The organism is Janthinobacterium sp. B9-8 (genome assembly GCF_000969645.2).
GTDB lineage: Bacteria > Pseudomonadota > Gammaproteobacteria > Burkholderiales > Chitinibacteraceae > Iodobacter.
Map to the genome: position 1 here is coordinate 26,509 of NZ_CP014222.1, position 16,059 is coordinate 42,567.

16 protein-coding genes are annotated in these 16,059 nt (G+C 45.9%); 9 read left to right on the top strand and 7 right to left on the bottom strand.

Annotated features, from left to right (window positions below):
• Positions 1-50 precede the first annotated feature (50 nt).
• The 4 genes from lipA to VN23_RS22360 all read left to right on the top strand — a co-directional run bounded on the left by lipA (position 51) and on the right by VN23_RS22360 (position 2,351).
• Positions 51-1,019 (top strand): lipoyl synthase, encoded by a 969-nt coding sequence (lipA, locus tag VN23_RS00115; RefSeq protein WP_046350288.1) that lies wholly within the window; start codon positions 51-53, stop codon positions 1,017-1,019.
• Between the two features lie 216 nt (positions 1,020-1,235).
• Positions 1,236-1,703: a hypothetical protein gene (locus VN23_RS00120; RefSeq protein WP_046350287.1), complete on the top strand. Its 468-nt coding sequence runs from the start codon at positions 1,236-1,238 to the stop codon at positions 1,701-1,703.
• Between the two features lie 106 nt (positions 1,704-1,809).
• Positions 1,810-2,094, top strand: coding sequence for a hypothetical protein (locus VN23_RS21655; RefSeq protein WP_062654781.1), 285 nt, complete (start codon positions 1,810-1,812; stop codon positions 2,092-2,094).
• A complete protein-coding gene (locus tag VN23_RS22360) occupies positions 2,064-2,351 on the top strand; it encodes a tyrosine-type recombinase/integrase (RefSeq protein WP_082752522.1) in 288 nt (95 codons plus the stop codon). The genes VN23_RS21655 and VN23_RS22360 overlap by 31 nt, the downstream gene beginning before the upstream one ends.
• A 162-nt stretch (positions 2,352-2,513) precedes the next feature.
• On the opposite strand, the gene VN23_RS00130 is transcribed toward VN23_RS22360, so the two are convergent.
• The 5 genes from VN23_RS00130 to VN23_RS00150 all read right to left on the bottom strand — a co-directional run bounded on the left by VN23_RS00130 (position 2,514) and on the right by VN23_RS00150 (position 6,089).
• Positions 2,514-3,851, bottom strand: coding sequence for an AAA family ATPase (locus tag VN23_RS00130; protein WP_046350286.1), 1,338 nt, complete (start codon positions 3,849-3,851; stop codon positions 2,514-2,516).
• A gap of 2 nt (positions 3,852-3,853) precedes the next feature.
• Positions 3,854-4,804, bottom strand: coding sequence for a reverse transcriptase domain-containing protein (locus VN23_RS00135; RefSeq protein WP_046350285.1), 951 nt, complete (start codon positions 4,802-4,804; stop codon positions 3,854-3,856).
• 453 nt (positions 4,805-5,257) lie between these two features.
• Complete coding sequence (locus VN23_RS00140) at positions 5,258-5,512, bottom strand: pyocin activator PrtN family protein (RefSeq protein ID WP_046350284.1); 255 nt, start codon at positions 5,510-5,512, stop codon at positions 5,258-5,260.
• On the bottom strand, positions 5,513-5,728 hold the full coding sequence (locus VN23_RS00145; RefSeq protein ID WP_046350283.1) for a hypothetical protein: 216 nt from the start codon (positions 5,726-5,728) through the stop codon (positions 5,513-5,515).
• A gap of 22 nt (positions 5,729-5,750) precedes the next feature.
• Entirely contained in the window at positions 5,751-6,089 is a 339-nt protein-coding gene (locus VN23_RS00150; RefSeq protein ID WP_052746397.1) for a DOPA 4,5-dioxygenase family protein, read from the bottom strand.
• Between the two features lie 245 nt (positions 6,090-6,334).
• Here VN23_RS00150 and VN23_RS00155 point away from each other — a divergent pair, with 245 nt between their 5' ends.
• Positions 6,335-6,811: an acyl-CoA thioesterase gene (locus VN23_RS00155; RefSeq protein ID WP_046350282.1), complete on the top strand. Its 477-nt coding sequence runs from the start codon at positions 6,335-6,337 to the stop codon at positions 6,809-6,811.
• A gap of 107 nt (positions 6,812-6,918) precedes the next feature.
• Here the strand turns inward: VN23_RS00155 and groL are convergent, their stop codons facing one another.
• Positions 6,919-8,559 carry a chaperonin GroEL gene (gene groL / locus VN23_RS00160; RefSeq protein WP_046350281.1) on the bottom strand — a complete coding sequence of 547 codons (1,641 nt, stop codon included), beginning with the start codon at positions 8,557-8,559 and terminating at the stop codon, positions 6,919-6,921.
• Between the two features lie 72 nt (positions 8,560-8,631).
• On the bottom strand, positions 8,632-8,922 hold the full coding sequence (gene groES / locus VN23_RS00165; protein ID WP_046350280.1) for a co-chaperone GroES: 291 nt from the start codon (positions 8,920-8,922) through the stop codon (positions 8,632-8,634).
• Between the two features lie 347 nt (positions 8,923-9,269).
• Here groES and VN23_RS00170 point away from each other — a divergent pair, with 347 nt between their 5' ends.
• From VN23_RS00170 to hemA, 4 genes are all read left to right on the top strand, one after another.
• A complete protein-coding gene (locus VN23_RS00170; protein ID WP_052746396.1) occupies positions 9,270-11,543 on the top strand; it encodes a TonB-dependent hemoglobin/transferrin/lactoferrin family receptor in 2,274 nt (757 codons plus the stop codon).
• 148 nt (positions 11,544-11,691) lie between these two features.
• Positions 11,692-13,035 carry an adenosylmethionine--8-amino-7-oxononanoate transaminase gene (bioA, locus tag VN23_RS00175; RefSeq protein ID WP_046350279.1) on the top strand — a complete coding sequence of 448 codons (1,344 nt, stop codon included), beginning with the start codon at positions 11,692-11,694 and terminating at the stop codon, positions 13,033-13,035.
• Positions 13,019-14,566: a hypothetical protein gene (locus tag VN23_RS00180; protein WP_046350278.1), complete on the top strand. Its 1,548-nt coding sequence runs from the start codon at positions 13,019-13,021 to the stop codon at positions 14,564-14,566. The genes bioA and VN23_RS00180 overlap by 17 nt, the downstream gene beginning before the upstream one ends.
• Before the next feature lie 179 nt (positions 14,567-14,745).
• Positions 14,746-15,993 carry a glutamyl-tRNA reductase gene (gene hemA, locus VN23_RS00185; RefSeq protein ID WP_046350277.1) on the top strand — a complete coding sequence of 416 codons (1,248 nt, stop codon included), beginning with the start codon at positions 14,746-14,748 and terminating at the stop codon, positions 15,991-15,993.
• Positions 15,994-16,059 lie beyond the last annotated feature (66 nt).

The following is a 16,059-nucleotide window of genomic DNA, read 5'->3' on the forward strand; positions in this document are numbered from 1 at the left end:
CCATGCCCCGTTTTTCAAATGCCTCTACCTTACTCAGCTAGCGATCAGCCATGACTCAAGACACCAAACAGCCATCGAAAGAAGTGGGCGTTAAGCTCAAGGGCGAAGCCAAAACTGCTCGCATCCCTATTAAGATTGTGCAGCTTGATCAGCGCATCAAAAAGCCCGATTGGATACGTGTACAAGCGCCATCTTTAAATGGCCGCTTTGGTGAAATCAAGCAAATCTTGCGTAGCCAAAAGCTGCACACCGTTTGCGAAGAAGCCGCCTGTCCCAATATTGGCGAATGCTTCGGCAAGGGCACAGCCACCTTTATGATCATGGGTGACATTTGCACTCGTCGCTGCCCGTTTTGCGATGTAGGCCATGGCCGCCCAAATCCTTTGGATGCGCAAGAGCCGGTGCATTTGGGCGAAACGATTGCCGCGCTCAAGCTTAAATACGTAGTGATTACCTCGGTCGATCGCGATGATTTAAGAGATGGCGGTGCGCAGCACTTTGTAGACTGCATCACCCAATCACGAGTGCAATCGCCAGCGACCCAAGTAGAAGTGCTAGTGCCTGATTTCCGTGGGCGCTTAGATATTGCGCTGGATCTGTTTAAACAGGCTCTGCCTGATGTCTTGAATCACAATCTTGAAACCGCACCGCGCCTGTATAAACAAGCTCGGCCTGGCTCGGATTACCAGCATTCCTTAGATTTATTGAAGCGCTTTAAAGCCATGTACCCTGATGTGCGGACCAAATCCGGCATTATGGTGGGCCTAGGCGAAACCGATGAAGAAGTGATCCAAGTGATGCACGATCTGCGTGCCCACGATGTAGACATGATCACCATCGGCCAATACCTGCAACCTACCGCTACAGGCCATCTGCCTGTGCTGCGTTATGTGCACCCGGATCAATTTAAAGTGTTTGAAAAACTCGCTTACGAGATCGGCTTTAAACACGCTGCCGTGGGTGCCATGGTGCGATCCAGCTACCATGCGGATGAACAAGCGCATGGTGCAGGGGTTTAATCCTCGCCAGCCCAAAATGCCACCTACACAGGTGGCATTTTTTTTGCCTTTTAGGTATTAGCTTAAGACAAGCACAAAAGTTAATTATTTATAGGGTGTGCAAGTCGTTTTTCTTGCGCACCAGCCCTTGATGCACAACGACTTCGTCGTTGTGCACCCTATGAAACTTTTACAGCAAAACTGCGTAAAATCAGCGTTTTGCTTCAGGCAAACATCATGACTCTTAATAGCTACGCCATACTTCGCGCCGTGCATGTGGTCTCCATCCTGCTATGGATAGGGGGAGTGGCTTTTGTCACGCTGGTGCTGCTGCCTGCCTTGCGCCGCCATCAGCAGGATTACGCCACATTTGAGCTGCTAGAACATCGCTTTGGCAATCAGGCCAAGCTGATGACGCAGCTGGCCATGTTGTCGGGCGTGGCGATGTTGTGGCTGACGGATAGCTGGAGTCGCTTATTAGACAGCTGGTGGCTGTGGGCGATGATCATTACTTGGGCGGTGTTCACCCTAATGCTGTTTGTGCTGGAGCCCTTTGTGATTCACCGCTGGCTGCATCGGCGTGCTCAGCAAGATCCGCAAGGCACTTTGCGGCTATTACAGAACTTACATTACGCCCTGCTGGCTTTGGGCCTGATTGCTACATTCGGCGGGGTGCTGGGCGCACATGGCGGGGCGTGGTTTTGAGGGGTGAAACACATGTAGGGCGGGTTAGCCGCAGGCGTAACCCGCGATTCAGGTGTGGCGCGGGAGTTATATACCGAAAGCTTTTCAGCACGGCAGAACGCCACCGATGGCGGATATTATTCGTTTTGCCATAAATACTACATGCATGTGGCAGGAAGAAATCTGCAAAGTTTTGTGGATGGATGTAAATGAAGCTAAGCACATTCTATTAGTCCGGCAGCGTAAAGATTCATCCAAGAAAGAAATCAATGGCCAAGAGATCCCGCTGTTGGGCGACGCTTGGGATATTGTGCGGCGTCAGCCTAAGACTGATCGCCGCTTCCCTATAACCCCCGCTCAGTTGGCGCGGCATTTATTCGCATGTGCAAGGCGCTGGTCATTGAGGATCTGAGGCTTCACGATTTGCACCATGAGGGAATCAGCTGGTTGTTTGAGGCTGGCTACCAGATCCAAGAAGTAGCCATGGTCTCTGGCCATAAGTCACGGGGAAGCTTGCGCCGCTATACGAACCTGCGGCTAGAATCTCTGCATGGCAAGTATGAAGTGTTGTCATCTTCATCTTCAGCGACCGTGAAGGTGATCGGTGAGCCAGTGGAGCCTAGGCCGGTAGAAGTGTTACCTGTGGGGAAGAAAACGTATCGGCGATAAACTATAAGAACTCCTCTGTAATGATTTTTAGTTGTATTAGGGATGAGATATAAAAAATTTTATTTTTATGAATATTTTTCAATATCCTACATAATAATTAATTCGTGATTAATTATTACTGTAGGAAAATATTAAGGATTGTTTTCCATTAAATAAAAAAATCTAATTTATTTTAGAAATGAATTCCCTTAGAAAAAACACGAATGGTTGTAGTTCTTTTTCATAGTTCTCACAAAAATAATCAAAAATTTTTGATTTTGTCATTGTGGTTTTGTAATATTTTTTAAAGAATTTTTTAGTGTCTTTGTATTTTTCAGATCCTGGCATTCTTTTAAGTGTGCTATTTTCTTTATTGTATTCATCATAAAAGAAATCTTCTATGTTTTTGAATGGAATACAAAATACCCTCTCTTTTCTTGCATGTTCCTTATTTGCTTGATCACCATCATAAATTACGGCAATGTTTTTAGGTTCACCAAAGAAATTGTTTTTTATATTTCTTCTTACAATATCATCAACATTAGTTGCTCCGGCAATATAAATAATTATATATTTGTAATATGGGTCAATATCATATTTTGTTATTATATACGTGATGAAGTGTTGTAGGTTTTCATCTTCTGTTAGGATATATTTATCCCATCCTGTAAATCCAAATAAAATAGACTTCACATAATTATAAGTAGCCTGTCTAATGGACAGGCTACCATTTTTTTCTTCTAGATAGTAAAGTTCACCGTCATTTAGCGTCTTCATGAGAGCTAAGGAATGGGTCGTGAATAATATGCAAATATTATATTCTTCACAAAACTTTCTAAGCCAACTTATGAGTTTAACTTGTGCAGCAGCGTCAAGTGAAATGTCAATTTCATCAATAACAATTGCAAGTTTTTTTGTATTTATTTTTCTATATAAACTTATTAAAAAATATTCACCAGAGGATAAGTAGTCTTCCCTAATGTATCTACCATCATCCTCTAAAATACAATAGCAACAATCATCTTTTGTTTCTATCTCTATTAATTTTTCAAATTTACTATTTCCATATATTTCTGAAATAAATTTTATTAATTCTGTGGGTTTTTTATATTTTCCAAGCGCGATAGACTTTCGTATTTGATCATCAAATTTACTTATTGTTTGAAAAAAATTAAATCTTTTTCCATAGGGGATAGGTAGTTCAATGTCGATATTTTTTGATATTTCTGAATTAACCATTTTCTTACAATCAATACTTTTTATATTTTGATCATATGCATATATGAGCTCTTCATTGTCATTAATGATGTAGTTAATTGCACTTTTTTCATTAAATATTGAAGTTTGTGATGTTTGTAAAAAAGTATCCCTTCTTGAAATGTTGCCAATAGTCTTTATTAATGTGGTTTTTCCCGTTCCATTCTTTCCAACTAAACATTGTAATGTGCCTGCTTTTAAATTAAATTTAAAATCAAACTCTTTTATGTGTTGTACGTTTCTTATTTTTATAAACAATTTCATTGTTAGTTCCGTTTTTTATGTATAAAATAATCAATAATTGCAGGGCCATATTTTTTCTTTAATTTTAATAAGTAGTTTGCATCTACTGCGTTAATGTAGTTTAAATAATTAGTTATTTTTTTTATTCCATTTTCTAAATCATTCTCTGAGATTTCTTTGAGTTTTTGTTTGTCAGTTCTATAAAGGTGTAGTAATGTTTCTATAATGTTTTTTAATTTTGAGTCTATGGTTAACGAACCATTTGGCATTATTACCATGCCTAGTATTTTAACCTTTCCTCCAATGTGTTTTATTTTACTTTTTGATTTGTTTATCTTAAATGTATTGTTGTAATGACTGATTAGGCATTTTTCTACGACAATGGGGACTTCTATAATTTCCTCTATGTTTTCGGCGGAAAATATTATGTCGTCAGAATACCTTGAGTATTGTATGTTTTTTTTCCTACAATAGGATAATATTTCTTCGTCAAAATCTAACAGAACTGCGTTGCTTATTAATGGTGAGGTCGAAAATCCAATGGGAAGATTGTTGTTTATCATTGTTAATTTTATGATTAAATCAAGGTATTTATCTAAATCTAAAATAGGAGTGGATTCTAAACTATGTTTGAGCGTTGATTTAACTAGATTTTCATGAATACTAGGAAAAAAATCAACAATATCTGATTGAAAAAAGTATTTCCCATTTTTGTGCATCTGGACCGCATCAACAACATTGTATCCTTTCCTGTATGAAAATACAGAATCAATACTAATATGTAGAAAATCAAAAATAAATAAATTGAGAAATTTATGAAAGTCTTTAAGTTTTTTACTCGATGAATAAATTACACGATCACGCAAGTTAATTGTAGTGTATTCACTATCAATATCACAGTTTAAAAAATCGGAAAAACTATACTTGCCATGAAACATCGCGTTGTACATGTGTTCAAAACTTTGTTTTTTCATTTTTCCATTCACTTTCTTTATAAAAAGTTTATGTTGTCTTTTCAATTTTTAGGTTTGAAAAATAATATAGAATATCAGATTGTTGATTGCGAATTATTATTTAATTAAAAATAAAAATAATTGACTATAATTTGTGATTATGCAGCAATAGATAGATAAGGGACAGTCATCTTCTAATATAGGCCTCAGAAAATGAACTGAGTATCGAAGATGATGATCAGATGGCGTGGGCTTACACGATCGAGAATTTTAGAATATTACGAAAAGCGTGTACTAGCTGCAACGAAGCATTGCTAGTACACACAAACGTAACTAAATATAGCGCCCTAGAGGCTAGGTTTAGTGACTGGAGATACTCCTAGTCCCTAGCATGACTCGATACTAAGAAATTTAGTGTTGGGTGTCAAGTAGATGTCTGATTCAACATATTTTTTATTCACCACTTGAAACAAATTATATTTGGCTTTTATTCCATTGAACTCGGGCTACAGCAAGGGTGGTATCGATATGCGTGGCCAGATCCTTAATATGAATCATCAGTGGGGCTTTTTGGCTGTCTCTTAGGCGGAAGGTCGGAATCGGCAGCCGGTTCATATTTGCTTCGCGCTGTGCTTCTCTTGGCGTTAGGCCTAGATATTCTTCAGCAATTTCTTTCAACTGTACTATCGGTTTTGAATATTGGGCCATAAGTAAGAAGGTGGTGTTCATTTATTGTGCCTGCTCGTTGTGCGGCTTGGTTGGATTAAAGTCACCTGATTTCTGTATCGGGTTCAATCGTTGGGTAATCCCCCTGCTTCGATTGGTTTCAGTGAGCTGAATCAGCGATTCTGCAATTTTTGCGTTTTCTGCATCCAGCTTACGAATAGAGCGATAACAAGTCGTGCTAGATTTTTTTGAATAAAGAGGCTTGTGCTTGGCGCTCATGGGGCAAGCACAAGCCCCACAATCACTCCCCCCGCGACAGGGTATATATTTTCAAGGCTAATTCTTCACCTAACCAGCTTGCGCTATCGGTATGGGCTTCTACATCGTCGGTGAGCTCTGGGTGGATTAAGACCGATAGCCCACCACGCTGTGCTTCAAGCAGGGCGCGGACTTCGATCAGTAAGTTTTCATCAAAATTGATTTCAAACATTGGCTGGGTATGCGGGCCTACTTCGCGGTGAATTAAATCCCCCATCCAGCAGCTGGCTGGCAAAGTTTTGCTTAGTACACCGTGCAGTGTTTCGGCGGTGCTGATTTGTTCTGGTAAAAAATAAACGTGGGCATGGTAGATAAGAGGCATAGCTAATCCGGCTGGGTAGCCTTTTATGGTCGATATTGGGGGCTAATTATGCTGTATTTTCTTTTATTTACAGCACGTTTTTTACTTGATTTAAGTTTTTTAGGCAGAGTTTAGTTTTAAATGTGCAAGGCCGGTGCTTGATTGTTGTAAGGATAGGGAAAAGCCTACAGGCAGGCTGAGTAGGTTTTTGTTTAATAGGGCCTATATGGCGCTATGCTGTAATAAAAATACATAAAGGATGCAGCATGTCAGATCTCCCTCGGCATCAAATGATGATGACAGTCCTGATGACGCCAGATATGGCGAATTTTTCTGGCAAGGTGCATGGTGGTGCGCTGCTGAAAGAATTGGATCAGGTGGCTTACGCCTGTGCCAGCCGCTACGCGGGTGCGTATGCGGTGACTTTATCGGTGGATCAGGTGGTGTTTAAATTGCCAGTGTTTGTAGGGGAGCTGGTGTATTTTTTAGCCAGTGTTAACTACACCGGTCGTACTTCGATGGAGATCGGCATTCGAGTGGTGGCCGAAAATATCCGCACCCAAACCGAGCGCCATACTAATAGCTGCTATTTCACTATGGTGGCGATGGGGGATGATGGTAAATCGGTGGTGGTGCCTCCACTCGTACCGAGTACCGATGATGAAAAAGTACGCTGGGTGGCGGCTGAGGCAAGACGGGATATTCGCTTGCTGATGGCTGAGAAAATAGCTTTTAAAGAGTAGTGTTAGCTGAAGCGGCCATAAAAAACGCCACCCCCAAAGGAGTGGCGTTTTTTATTATTAAGCTAGTTGTCGGGCTTTAAATTAAAGCCCGATTCCTAAAGCTTAAATTACATACCCATGCCGCCCATACCACCCATGCCGCCCATATCTGGCATGCCTGAGCCTTCTTCTTTTGGAAGCTCAGCAATCATGCAGTCGGTTGTCAGCATCAGGCCAGCGATCGATGCTGCGTGTTGCAGTGCCGAGCGGGTTACTTTAGCTGGGTCAAGAACACCCATTTCTACCATGTCGCCGTAAACGCCAGTGCCGGCGTTGTAACCGAAGTTACCTTTGCCTTCCAATACTTTGGAAACCACAACGCTAGGCTCGTCACCCGCGTTTTGTACGATTTGACGCAGTGGCGCTTCGATGGCTTTCAGTACGATCTTGATACCTGCATCTTGATCAACGTTAGCGCCTTTCAGGTCAATGATAGAAGAGCGTGCGCGCAGCAGAGCTACGCCACCACCGGCCACAATGCCTTCTTCCACAGCTGCGCGTGTTGCGTGCAGTGCGTCTTCAACGCGGGCTTTCTTCTCTTTCATTTCAACTTCAGTCGCTGCACCAACCTTGATCACTGCAACGCCGCCAGCTAATTTAGCTACGCGTTCTTGCAGTTTTTCACGATCGTAATCGCTGCTTGCATCTTCGATTTGCTTACGGATCAGGCCAACGCGTGTTTTGATGCTTTCTTCATTACCCGCGCCATCGATGATGATGGTGTTTTCTTTGGATACTTCGATACGCTTAGCAGAACCCAATTCAGCCAGTGTGGCTTTTTCTAGGGTTAGGCCAACTTCTTCAGCGATCACAGTACCGCCAGTCAGGGTAGCGATGTCTTCCAGCATGGCTTTACGACGATCACCAAAGCCAGGAGCCTTAACAGCTACAGTCTTCAGAATACCGCGGATGTTGTTCACTACCAGAGTTGCCAGCGCTTCGCCGTCTACATCTTCAGCAATAATCAATAGTGGGCGGCCAGCTTTAGCCACTTGTTCCAGTACCGGTAGCAGGTCACGGATGTTGCTGATTTTCTTGTCGAAAAGCAGTACAAACGGATTGTCCAGCAGGGCAATTTGTTTTTCTGGGTTGTTGATGAAGTACGGTGAGAGGTAGCCGCGATCAAACTGCATACCTTCAACTACATCCAACTCATCTTCAAGGCCAGTACCGTCTTCAACGGTAATCACGCCTTCTTTACCTACTTTTTCCATCGCAGCAGCGATTTTTTCGCCGATGATTTCGTCGCTGTTAGCAGAGATAGAGCCAACTTGAGCGATTTCTTTGGTGGTAGAGCAAGGCTTAGCAATGTTTTTTAGCTCAGCAACTAAGGCAATCACAGCCTTGTCGATACCGCGCTTCAAATCCATTGGGTTCATACCGGCAGCCACGTATTTCATGCCTTCTTGCACGATGGCTTGAGCCAATACGGTAGCAGTCGTTGTACCATCACCAGCGATATCAGAAGTCTTAGATGCAACTTCTTTCACCATTTGCGCGCCCATGTTTTCGAACTTGTCTTTCAGTTCGATTTCTTTGGCTACCGATACACCGTCTTTGGTGATGGTAGGCGCGCCGTAGCTGCGTTCCAGCACAACGTTACGACCCTTAGGGCCCAGTGTTACTTTAACGGCATCAGCCAGAATATTTACACCAGCTACCATGCGGGCGCGGGCGGAATCACCGAATTTAACTTCTTTTGCTGCCATGTTCATTTACTCCGTAGTGGTTTGAGATCGTGCCGGGCTTGGGCCTCGGTCACGAAGGATCACGCAGGTTAATTAACCTTCGATCACGCCCATGATGTCTTCTTCACGCATTACTAGCAGTTCGTCGCCATCTACTTTCACGGTTTGGCCGCTGTACTTGCCAAAAATTACTTTATCGCCAGCTTTAACAGCCATTGGGCGTACAGAGCCGTTTTCTAAAATCTTACCGTTACCGACGGCAACCACTTCGCCCATATCCGGCTTTTCAGCAGCGTTACCTGGCAACACAATGCCAGATGCAGTTTTTTCTTCAGCTTCAACGCGTTTGATTACTACACGGTCATGCAAAGGACGAATTTTCATGGTGTTCACTCTCCAGATAAAAAAGTGGCATTCAATGCTTGGCCAAGCGGCCTACAGAACGCTGTTAGCACTCACTGCTAACGAGTGCTAGATGGTATGGGCGAGGTAAGGTCTTTTCAAGTGGGGGAAGAGCGAAATTTTTTGAAGAGCATCATTATTGCTGATACCGACCATGCAGATCTCACCAGATTGGAGGCTTTAATTTGTAAGAAAACTGTTTTAATGGGAATCATTATCATTTATAATGATGACGATTGAGTTACATCTCTGAGCCACTGTCGACTTCCCTAAAAAAGGGCATATGAAGTTCTGCCCTTGCTGTTCTATTTAAAACGAGTTTGAGCAAAATGAAGATCCAAAATACAGCGATGGTGCTTGCACTTGCCGCCGCCTTTAGTGCCCCTGCCTTCGCAAGTAAAGTCGCAAGTAAAACAGCCAGCGAAGTGGCTGCAAAAAAGTCCACTGAAACAACTTTGCCTGCGATCACTGTATTTGGTGAAAAAATGGGTAGCGCCAATGTGGGGCGCTCCTATTTAGATCATGAAGATATTGAACGTCAGCAGGCTGGCAATGTGGCCGCCTTGCTTGATACCTTGCCGGGGGTGGATTTAACCGGCACATCGCGTCCCAGCGGGCAAACTTTAAATATCTGGGGCTTTAATAAAGTTCAGGATGTAAAAGTGATTGTGGACGGCGCGCCTAAGGGCTTTGAAAAATATCGCCAGGGCTCGATTTTTATCGAGCCTGAGCTGGTGAAACAAATTGAAGTGAATAAAGGCCCGCACACCTCTCTGTATGGCAATGGTGGCTTTGGTGGTGTGATCACGATTGAAACTAAAGACGCTAAAGACCTTTTACAGGGCGACGCTAATCTAGGGGCTTTGCTCAAGTATTCGCATCAAACAAATAATCATGAGCAAGACACCACGGCGGCTGTGTATGGCCGCACTGAAGATGGCCGTTTTGATGCGCTGGTGTATTTTACTCAGCGCGAATCCGATGATTTGCGCAAACCCAATGGCGATCCTTTCCGTTTTTCTGCCATTGATGCGCCTTCCAGCCTCGCAAAATTAAATATCCGCCTGACAGAAGATCAGTTACTCACACTCTCGACCATGCAAGGCCGCAGTAGCGCTTGGGCCCCTTTTGCGGCTCTGGGTGAAGACGCGCCAGCGCCTACCGATGCAGAAATTAAAAAATTTGGTTTTGATGAAGCATGGAAGCGCAAGGTGCTGTACCGGGATCAGGAAGACACCACTTACTCTGCAAAATGGCGCTTTAGCCCGAGTGATAATCCGCTGATCAATATCTTGGCGAGCTATGGCTATTCTAAAACCAATCAGCACGATCAACGCTCCGCCACGGCCTCTGTGGGCTCTTTCCTTGGCTCATTAGGTAATGAAAGCTGGGCTACTTACACCGATAAGCTGGCTGAATTGCGCAATGAAAGCTTGTTTACTAGCGGCCCCTTTGCCCATGTGCTGAGCGTTGGTACGCAGTGGCACGATAATCAGCGCGATACGCTGATGTATTACCCAAGCAGCACGGCAATAAAAGACCCTAGTTATAACTACGGCTATTTCCAGCCTTACTATATGCCTGCCGGTCAGCAAAGAGGGCTGGGCATTCATGTGCAAGATGCGGTGAGCTATGGCGATGTGACGCTGACAGCGGCATTGCGCTACGACCATATCACCGCAGAAGGTGTGCCGAACCGGGCGCGCCGTTATAACAGCCCGCTGCCTGCTGCAGGTCATGATTATAGCGAAGCCAGGTTTGAAGGCTTTTCACCTAGGCTGGGCCTGTTCTGGAAAGCCAATAACCATGCCTCTTTCTTTGCGGATATCAGCCAGACCTGGCGCGCACCAACGATTGATGAGCTGTATTCCACAGAGTACTACGTGTCATCGGACGTGGGGTCAGCCACGCCCGGCACAAGCCGTGGCCTCGATGTCGAGCGAATTACCGCTGCGCGTGTGGGCGCAATGTGGAATCAGCAAGGTTTGCTGACCGACAATGACGATGCACAGCTGCGCTTTACCCTCTATCAAAACCGGGTCTCAGACAATATCGGCCCACGCCTTGGTGTGTTGGTGTCGGGCTACACGTCTGCGGGTCGAGATAAATTACCGCCAGCACTATCTAATTACCGCAATTTGAGTGGCTATAAAACCGAAGGGATGGAAATCGAAACCTTCTATAACACTCGCTACTTCTTTGCCAACGCGTCTTTGTCGATGCAATACGGCAGAAGAAACGGCAGCCAGCGCGATCCTTGGGGTAACGATGAGCCGGTATCGAGTGTGGCCCCCGATAAACTGATCATGGGGCTGGGCTTTAAATTACCTGAGCAGGGCATTACCGCAGGCTGGCAGGGTAAATTTGTGGGCGAACAAGATAAAGTATTGCCGGTTGGCCATGTTTATCGCTTACCGCCATCCAAAGGTTATGGTTTGCATACCCTGTTTGCCAGTTGGAAAGGCCGGGGTGATATGTTGAGTGGACTAGAAGCGAGGTTGACGATTGATAATCTATTTAATCGTGATTATCAGCCATATCTGAGTGAAGGCGTGACTGGAGTAGGGCGTAATTACAAGCTCAGTATTTCTAAATCATTCTAAAACGGATGCGTGAATTTGATTTGATCGGGGCGAGCCAGCGTGCTCGCCTTTTTTATTGCGGATATCCCCTGTGCGTTTTAAAGCGGATTTTGCTAAGGTATTGAGCAGTCTGGACTAAAATAGCTTATCTGAAGCTTTATATTTTTATATGAAAAACACTGATTTACTGGCACGAAGCTTAGCCGCCGTATGGCACCCTTGTACGCAAATGAAGCGCCACGAAAGCTTTCCGCTGATCCCGATTGCCCGTGCACAAGGTGCGTGGCTATACGATGTGGATGGCAAACGCTATCTGGATGCGGTTTCTAGCTGGTGGGTTAATTTATTTGGCCATGGCGAGCCCAGAATTAAAGCGGCGATTAGTCAGCAAATGGATAGCTTAGAGCATGTGATGCTGGCGGGCTTTACCCATCAGCCCGTGGTGGAGTTATCCGAGCGCCTTGCAACGCTCACCGGTTTGGGCCACGCCTTTTATGGCTCGGATGGCGCGTCTGCCATTGAAGTGGCACTTAAAATGTCGGTGCATTACTGGCGCAATCTGGGCCAGCCACAAAAAAACCGCTTTATTTATTTAGAAAATAGCTACCACGGCGAAACGGCGGGGGCCTTGTCGGTGACCGATGTGCCGATTTTCCGTGCGGCTTATGCTCCCTTAGTCAGGGAAAATTTTTGCGTAATGAATCCCGATGCACGCCAAGCCACGGCCGCTGAAACGGCGGTTGATGTGGCCGATCGTGCCTTGCAATCGCTAGAAGCCACCTTGGCCGAGCATCATCAAGATATCGCCGCGCTGATTCTCGAACCCTTAGTACAAGGCGCGGCAGGCATGGCGATGTATGACGCGCGCTATTTACAAAAAGCTCGGGTTTTATGTGATCGCTATCAAATTCATTTAATTTGTGACGAAATTGCCGTGGGTTTTGGCCGCACAGGGTCTATGTTTGCTTATGAGCAGGCAAAGATACGGCCGGATTTTTTATGCCTTTCTAAAGGGATTACCGGCGGCTTTTTACCGCTGGCCGTGGTGCTGAGCAGCGATGAAATTTACGCTGCTTTTTATCATGATGATATCAACCGGGCTTTTTTGCATTCGCATTCTTATACCGGGAATCCTCTGGCTTGCGCGGCGGCTTTAGCTGTTTTGGATATTTTTGAAAATGACGATGTGATTCAAAAAAACCTTGAAAAAGCGCAACGTTGGGATGCATTGTTTTTGCCACTTGCCACGCATCCCAAGCTTAAAAACTATCGGCGCACGGGGATGATCTGGGCTTTTGATGTGATTGATGCCGCGCCCGGTTTTGCACAGCGCTTTTTTGCCGCAGCTTTAGAGCAGGAACTCTTATTAAGGCCGATTGGCAATACCGTTTATTTTATGCCGCCTTATTGCTTAAGTGATGCAGAGGCTGCGCATTTACTGGCAGGAACAATGGCCGCTTTAGATGCTGTTGAAAATGTAATTTCGGAGTTTGTTGATGCCGCTGTTGCTTAAATTACCGGTTTGCGAGCCTAGCCTTGCTGCCAGTGTGGAAACAAATCCAAAGCGCTTAAAAGAGTGGCTGGCTGCTTTGCCTATGGCTAATCCTCTGCTCGCTGGGCGACAGATGTGCGATGCCTTGGCAGCATGCAATCGCGTCAAAATTAATGCCGATGAGCGAACTAAATTACTTGATGAATATTGCGCTACGCTGGAGCCGCTTTCGGTGGAGCTGGCTGTGGTTTATAGAGCGCCCGGTCTGCCCTTAAAAGAGCAGGCACAGGCAGCCGCTTTATTGGCACGCAGGTTGTGCATGGAGCTGGCCGATGGATATAAAATCGCCCTTGTGGATCGCCTAGATAAGCGGCTTTCCTTTGGCAATAACAAGATTGTTCCTGTTTTAATTCAAAAAATCTTAGCCCAGTATTATGGTTTGTCCCAGCTCTGCTACCGGGTGTACTCGCCTATGCCGGAAGGCGTTTGGCTAGAAGCGCATAAATTATTCAGATATGCGGTTGAGGCTCATCTGATTGATCAGGTTTCAAGCGATGCCAAGAGCCCTAGCGTGGCCCGCACGTATAAATATATCTTGCTACTGGCTTTGGCCGAGCCGCAGCGTTTTGCCGGGATTGAATTAGATAAAGTGGTGGAAATCGTTGAAAGCTACGCCAGCTATGCGCATTTTCAGCCGGTGTCTCAATTAGGTAGTTCAGCGGGATTTTTCTTAGTAAGCCTGGATGAAGATAAGCCACCGCAATATGTGGGCGCACGTAGTATGGAGGGCTATTTAGGTGGGGGAGTACTGCTTGATACCTCCGAATTAGTGCGGCAATTGCATAAGTCTCTGGCGGCTTTAGAGGCCAAAGCATCGATGGCGAAGGACAGAGCCAAAGTTTTGATGTGGATAGAAATTTTACGCCGGGTGTCGCGCCAGTGGACGATTGCCGCAAAGCGTACTTTTCAAAGGATTGCCTCGCATACGCCTGTTGATGTGTGCCTAGGCTTGAGGGCTGCAGTCTTATGCGTGAATGACGGTCGCAGCTTATTACAGCCAGAAAACTTACTGGATGAAGATGCGGTGCTGGGCACGAGTGAAGAGCTGCCGATTACCCATTGGACCGTACTCAATGAAAGCCCTGGTGGTTATGCGGTGGTGGCCGAGAATAGTCAGGTGGAGCGGGTGCGTGCAGGCGAGATTGTGGCTTTACGTGCTCAGGGCCATGAAAGCTGGATGATTGCATCGGTGCGGTGGTTGCAGCAAATGGATCAGCAGCATTTAGAAATTGGTCTGCAAATTATGACTGTGCGCGCCTCAGCCGTATTGTTCCGGCCTACCATTGGTGTAAAGGACGGGCAGTACCAGCCTGCTTTGTTTTTGCCCGAAATTCCGGCTCTTAAGCAAGCGCCTATGCTGGCTGCGCCTAAGGGAAGCTATACCCATTTGCGCGAGCTGTCTGTGCTGACTGCGGATGGCGAAATGCTGATACGCGCAGGGAAATTAGTTGAGCAGCAAATGGGCTATGATTTATTTGAATACACGATCTAAACCTTCTATTTGAGCGGTACAAAACAACTTTGTTTTATGCCGCTGATTGGGGTTGAGCCGGGTTTTATCAGCCGCCTAAGTGAGCCTGCATAAAGTGGTATTAGCGACATCAGTGTGAGTCGCTTACCGTTTCAGGGTAAAATGGGCGGTTTTCTTTCGCCTGCCGCCGATGAATCCCTATGAATCTGCTTGTTCTCGGAGTTAATTACCACACTGCGCCTGTAGCAGTCAGGGAGAGGCTCGCGTTTACTCCAGCAGAAGTGCCAACCGCTTTGGCTATGTTGAGCGCCGAGCATGGCGTATCAGAAGCCGCGATTGTGTCGACCTGTAATCGAACCGAACTCTACTGCAATACACGGGAACCACAGCAAGTACTGGCTTGGCTGGCGAGTACGCGCGGGCATCGCGTAGAAGATATCGAGCCGCATCTGTATGTGCTCAATGGTGGTGATGCGGCCAGCCATGCATTCAGAGTGGCCAGTGGTTTAGATTCAATGGTGCTGGGCGAAACACAGATTTTAGGCCAGCTAAAAGACGCCGAGCGTTTTGCTCGTGATGCGGGCACGATGGGTGTGCTGCTCAATGGCGTGTTTCAGCGTGCTTTTTCGGTGGCCAAAGAAGTCAGAACCCAAACACGGATTGGCGCGGCATCGGTTTCGATGGCGGCAGCATCGGTACGCTTAGCCGAGCGATTATTCCCCTCGGTGGCATCCTGTAAGGTGCTCTTTATTGGCGCAGGAGAAATGATCGATCTCTGCGCCACGCACTTTCACGCGCGCGGCCCTAAGCAGATAACGGTGGCGAATCGCACCATAGAGCGTGGTGAAATCCTGGCGAAAAAATTTGGCGGTGAAGCGATCTTATTATCAGATCTGCCATCCAGATTGGCCGAGTTTGATATTGTGGTGACCTCAACCGCAGCACCGTTGCCGATTGTGGGCAAGGGTATGGTTGAGCGGGCGCTTAAAGAGCGCAAGCATCGCCCCATCTTTATGGTGGATTTAGCTGTGCCGCGCGATGTAGAGGAAGAGGTGGGTGATCTATCGGATATTTATCTGTATACCGTAGATGATTTGGCCGAAGTAGTGCGCCAGGGGCAGGAGTCCCGGGCCAGTGAGGTTGAATCGGCCGAAGCAATTATCAGCGAGCGCGTGGGCGATTTTCACCGCTGGGTAGCCAGCCGGGCCTTAGTGCCTACAATCAGAGATTTAAAAGATTATGCCGACCGAATCGCTCGGCATGAGCTGGAAAAAGCGCAAAAGAAACTGGCTGCAGGCGAAAATGCCGAAGCGGTACTCGCAGAGTTTTCACGACAAATGGCCAATAAATTTATGCACGCCCCACTTGCCGCCTTAAATAATGTCTTGCCGGAAGAGCAAGAAAACACCCTCACCACCGTGCGCCGCCTCTACCGCCTGCACGAGTAGCTGCCTTGCCAGCTAGTAATACTAATTATAAAACAACGCCCTAAAACCCAAATCTTGAACCACAGA

Excerpts from the sequence above, each read along its gene's own strand:
- bioA (WP_046350279.1), top strand. The coding sequence starts at position 11,692 with ATGAAAAACACTGATTTACTGGCACGAAGCTTAGCCGCCGTATGGCAC.
- VN23_RS00140 (WP_046350284.1), bottom strand. The coding sequence starts at position 5,512 with ATGAACACCACCTTCTTACTTATGGCCCAATATTCAAAACCGATAGTA.
- VN23_RS00145 (WP_046350283.1), bottom strand. The coding sequence starts at position 5,728 with ATGAGCGCCAAGCACAAGCCTCTTTATTCAAAAAAATCTAGCACGACT.
- lipA (WP_046350288.1), top strand. The coding sequence starts at position 51 with ATGACTCAAGACACCAAACAGCCATCGAAAGAAGTGGGCGTTAAGCTC.
- VN23_RS00170 (WP_052746396.1), top strand. The coding sequence starts at position 9,270 with ATGAAGATCCAAAATACAGCGATGGTGCTTGCACTTGCCGCCGCCTTT.
- VN23_RS00155 (WP_046350282.1), top strand. The coding sequence starts at position 6,335 with ATGTCAGATCTCCCTCGGCATCAAATGATGATGACAGTCCTGATGACG.
- VN23_RS22360 (WP_082752522.1), top strand. The coding sequence starts at position 2,064 with ATGTGCAAGGCGCTGGTCATTGAGGATCTGAGGCTTCACGATTTGCAC.
- VN23_RS00150 (WP_052746397.1), bottom strand. The coding sequence starts at position 6,089 with ATGCCTCTTATCTACCATGCCCACGTTTATTTTTTACCAGAACAAATC.
- hemA (WP_046350277.1), top strand. The coding sequence starts at position 14,746 with ATGAATCTGCTTGTTCTCGGAGTTAATTACCACACTGCGCCTGTAGCA.
- VN23_RS00135 (WP_046350285.1), bottom strand. The coding sequence starts at position 4,804 with ATGAAAAAACAAAGTTTTGAACACATGTACAACGCGATGTTTCATGGC.
- VN23_RS00120 (WP_046350287.1), top strand. The coding sequence starts at position 1,236 with ATGACTCTTAATAGCTACGCCATACTTCGCGCCGTGCATGTGGTCTCC.
- VN23_RS21655 (WP_062654781.1), top strand. The coding sequence starts at position 1,810 with ATGGCGGATATTATTCGTTTTGCCATAAATACTACATGCATGTGGCAG.
- VN23_RS00130 (WP_046350286.1), bottom strand. The coding sequence starts at position 3,851 with ATGAAATTGTTTATAAAAATAAGAAACGTACAACACATAAAAGAGTTT.
- VN23_RS00180 (WP_046350278.1), top strand. The coding sequence starts at position 13,019 with ATGCCGCTGTTGCTTAAATTACCGGTTTGCGAGCCTAGCCTTGCTGCC.
- groES (WP_046350280.1), bottom strand. The coding sequence starts at position 8,922 with ATGAAAATTCGTCCTTTGCATGACCGTGTAGTAATCAAACGCGTTGAA.
- groL (WP_046350281.1), bottom strand. The coding sequence starts at position 8,559 with ATGGCAGCAAAAGAAGTTAAATTCGGTGATTCCGCCCGCGCCCGCATG.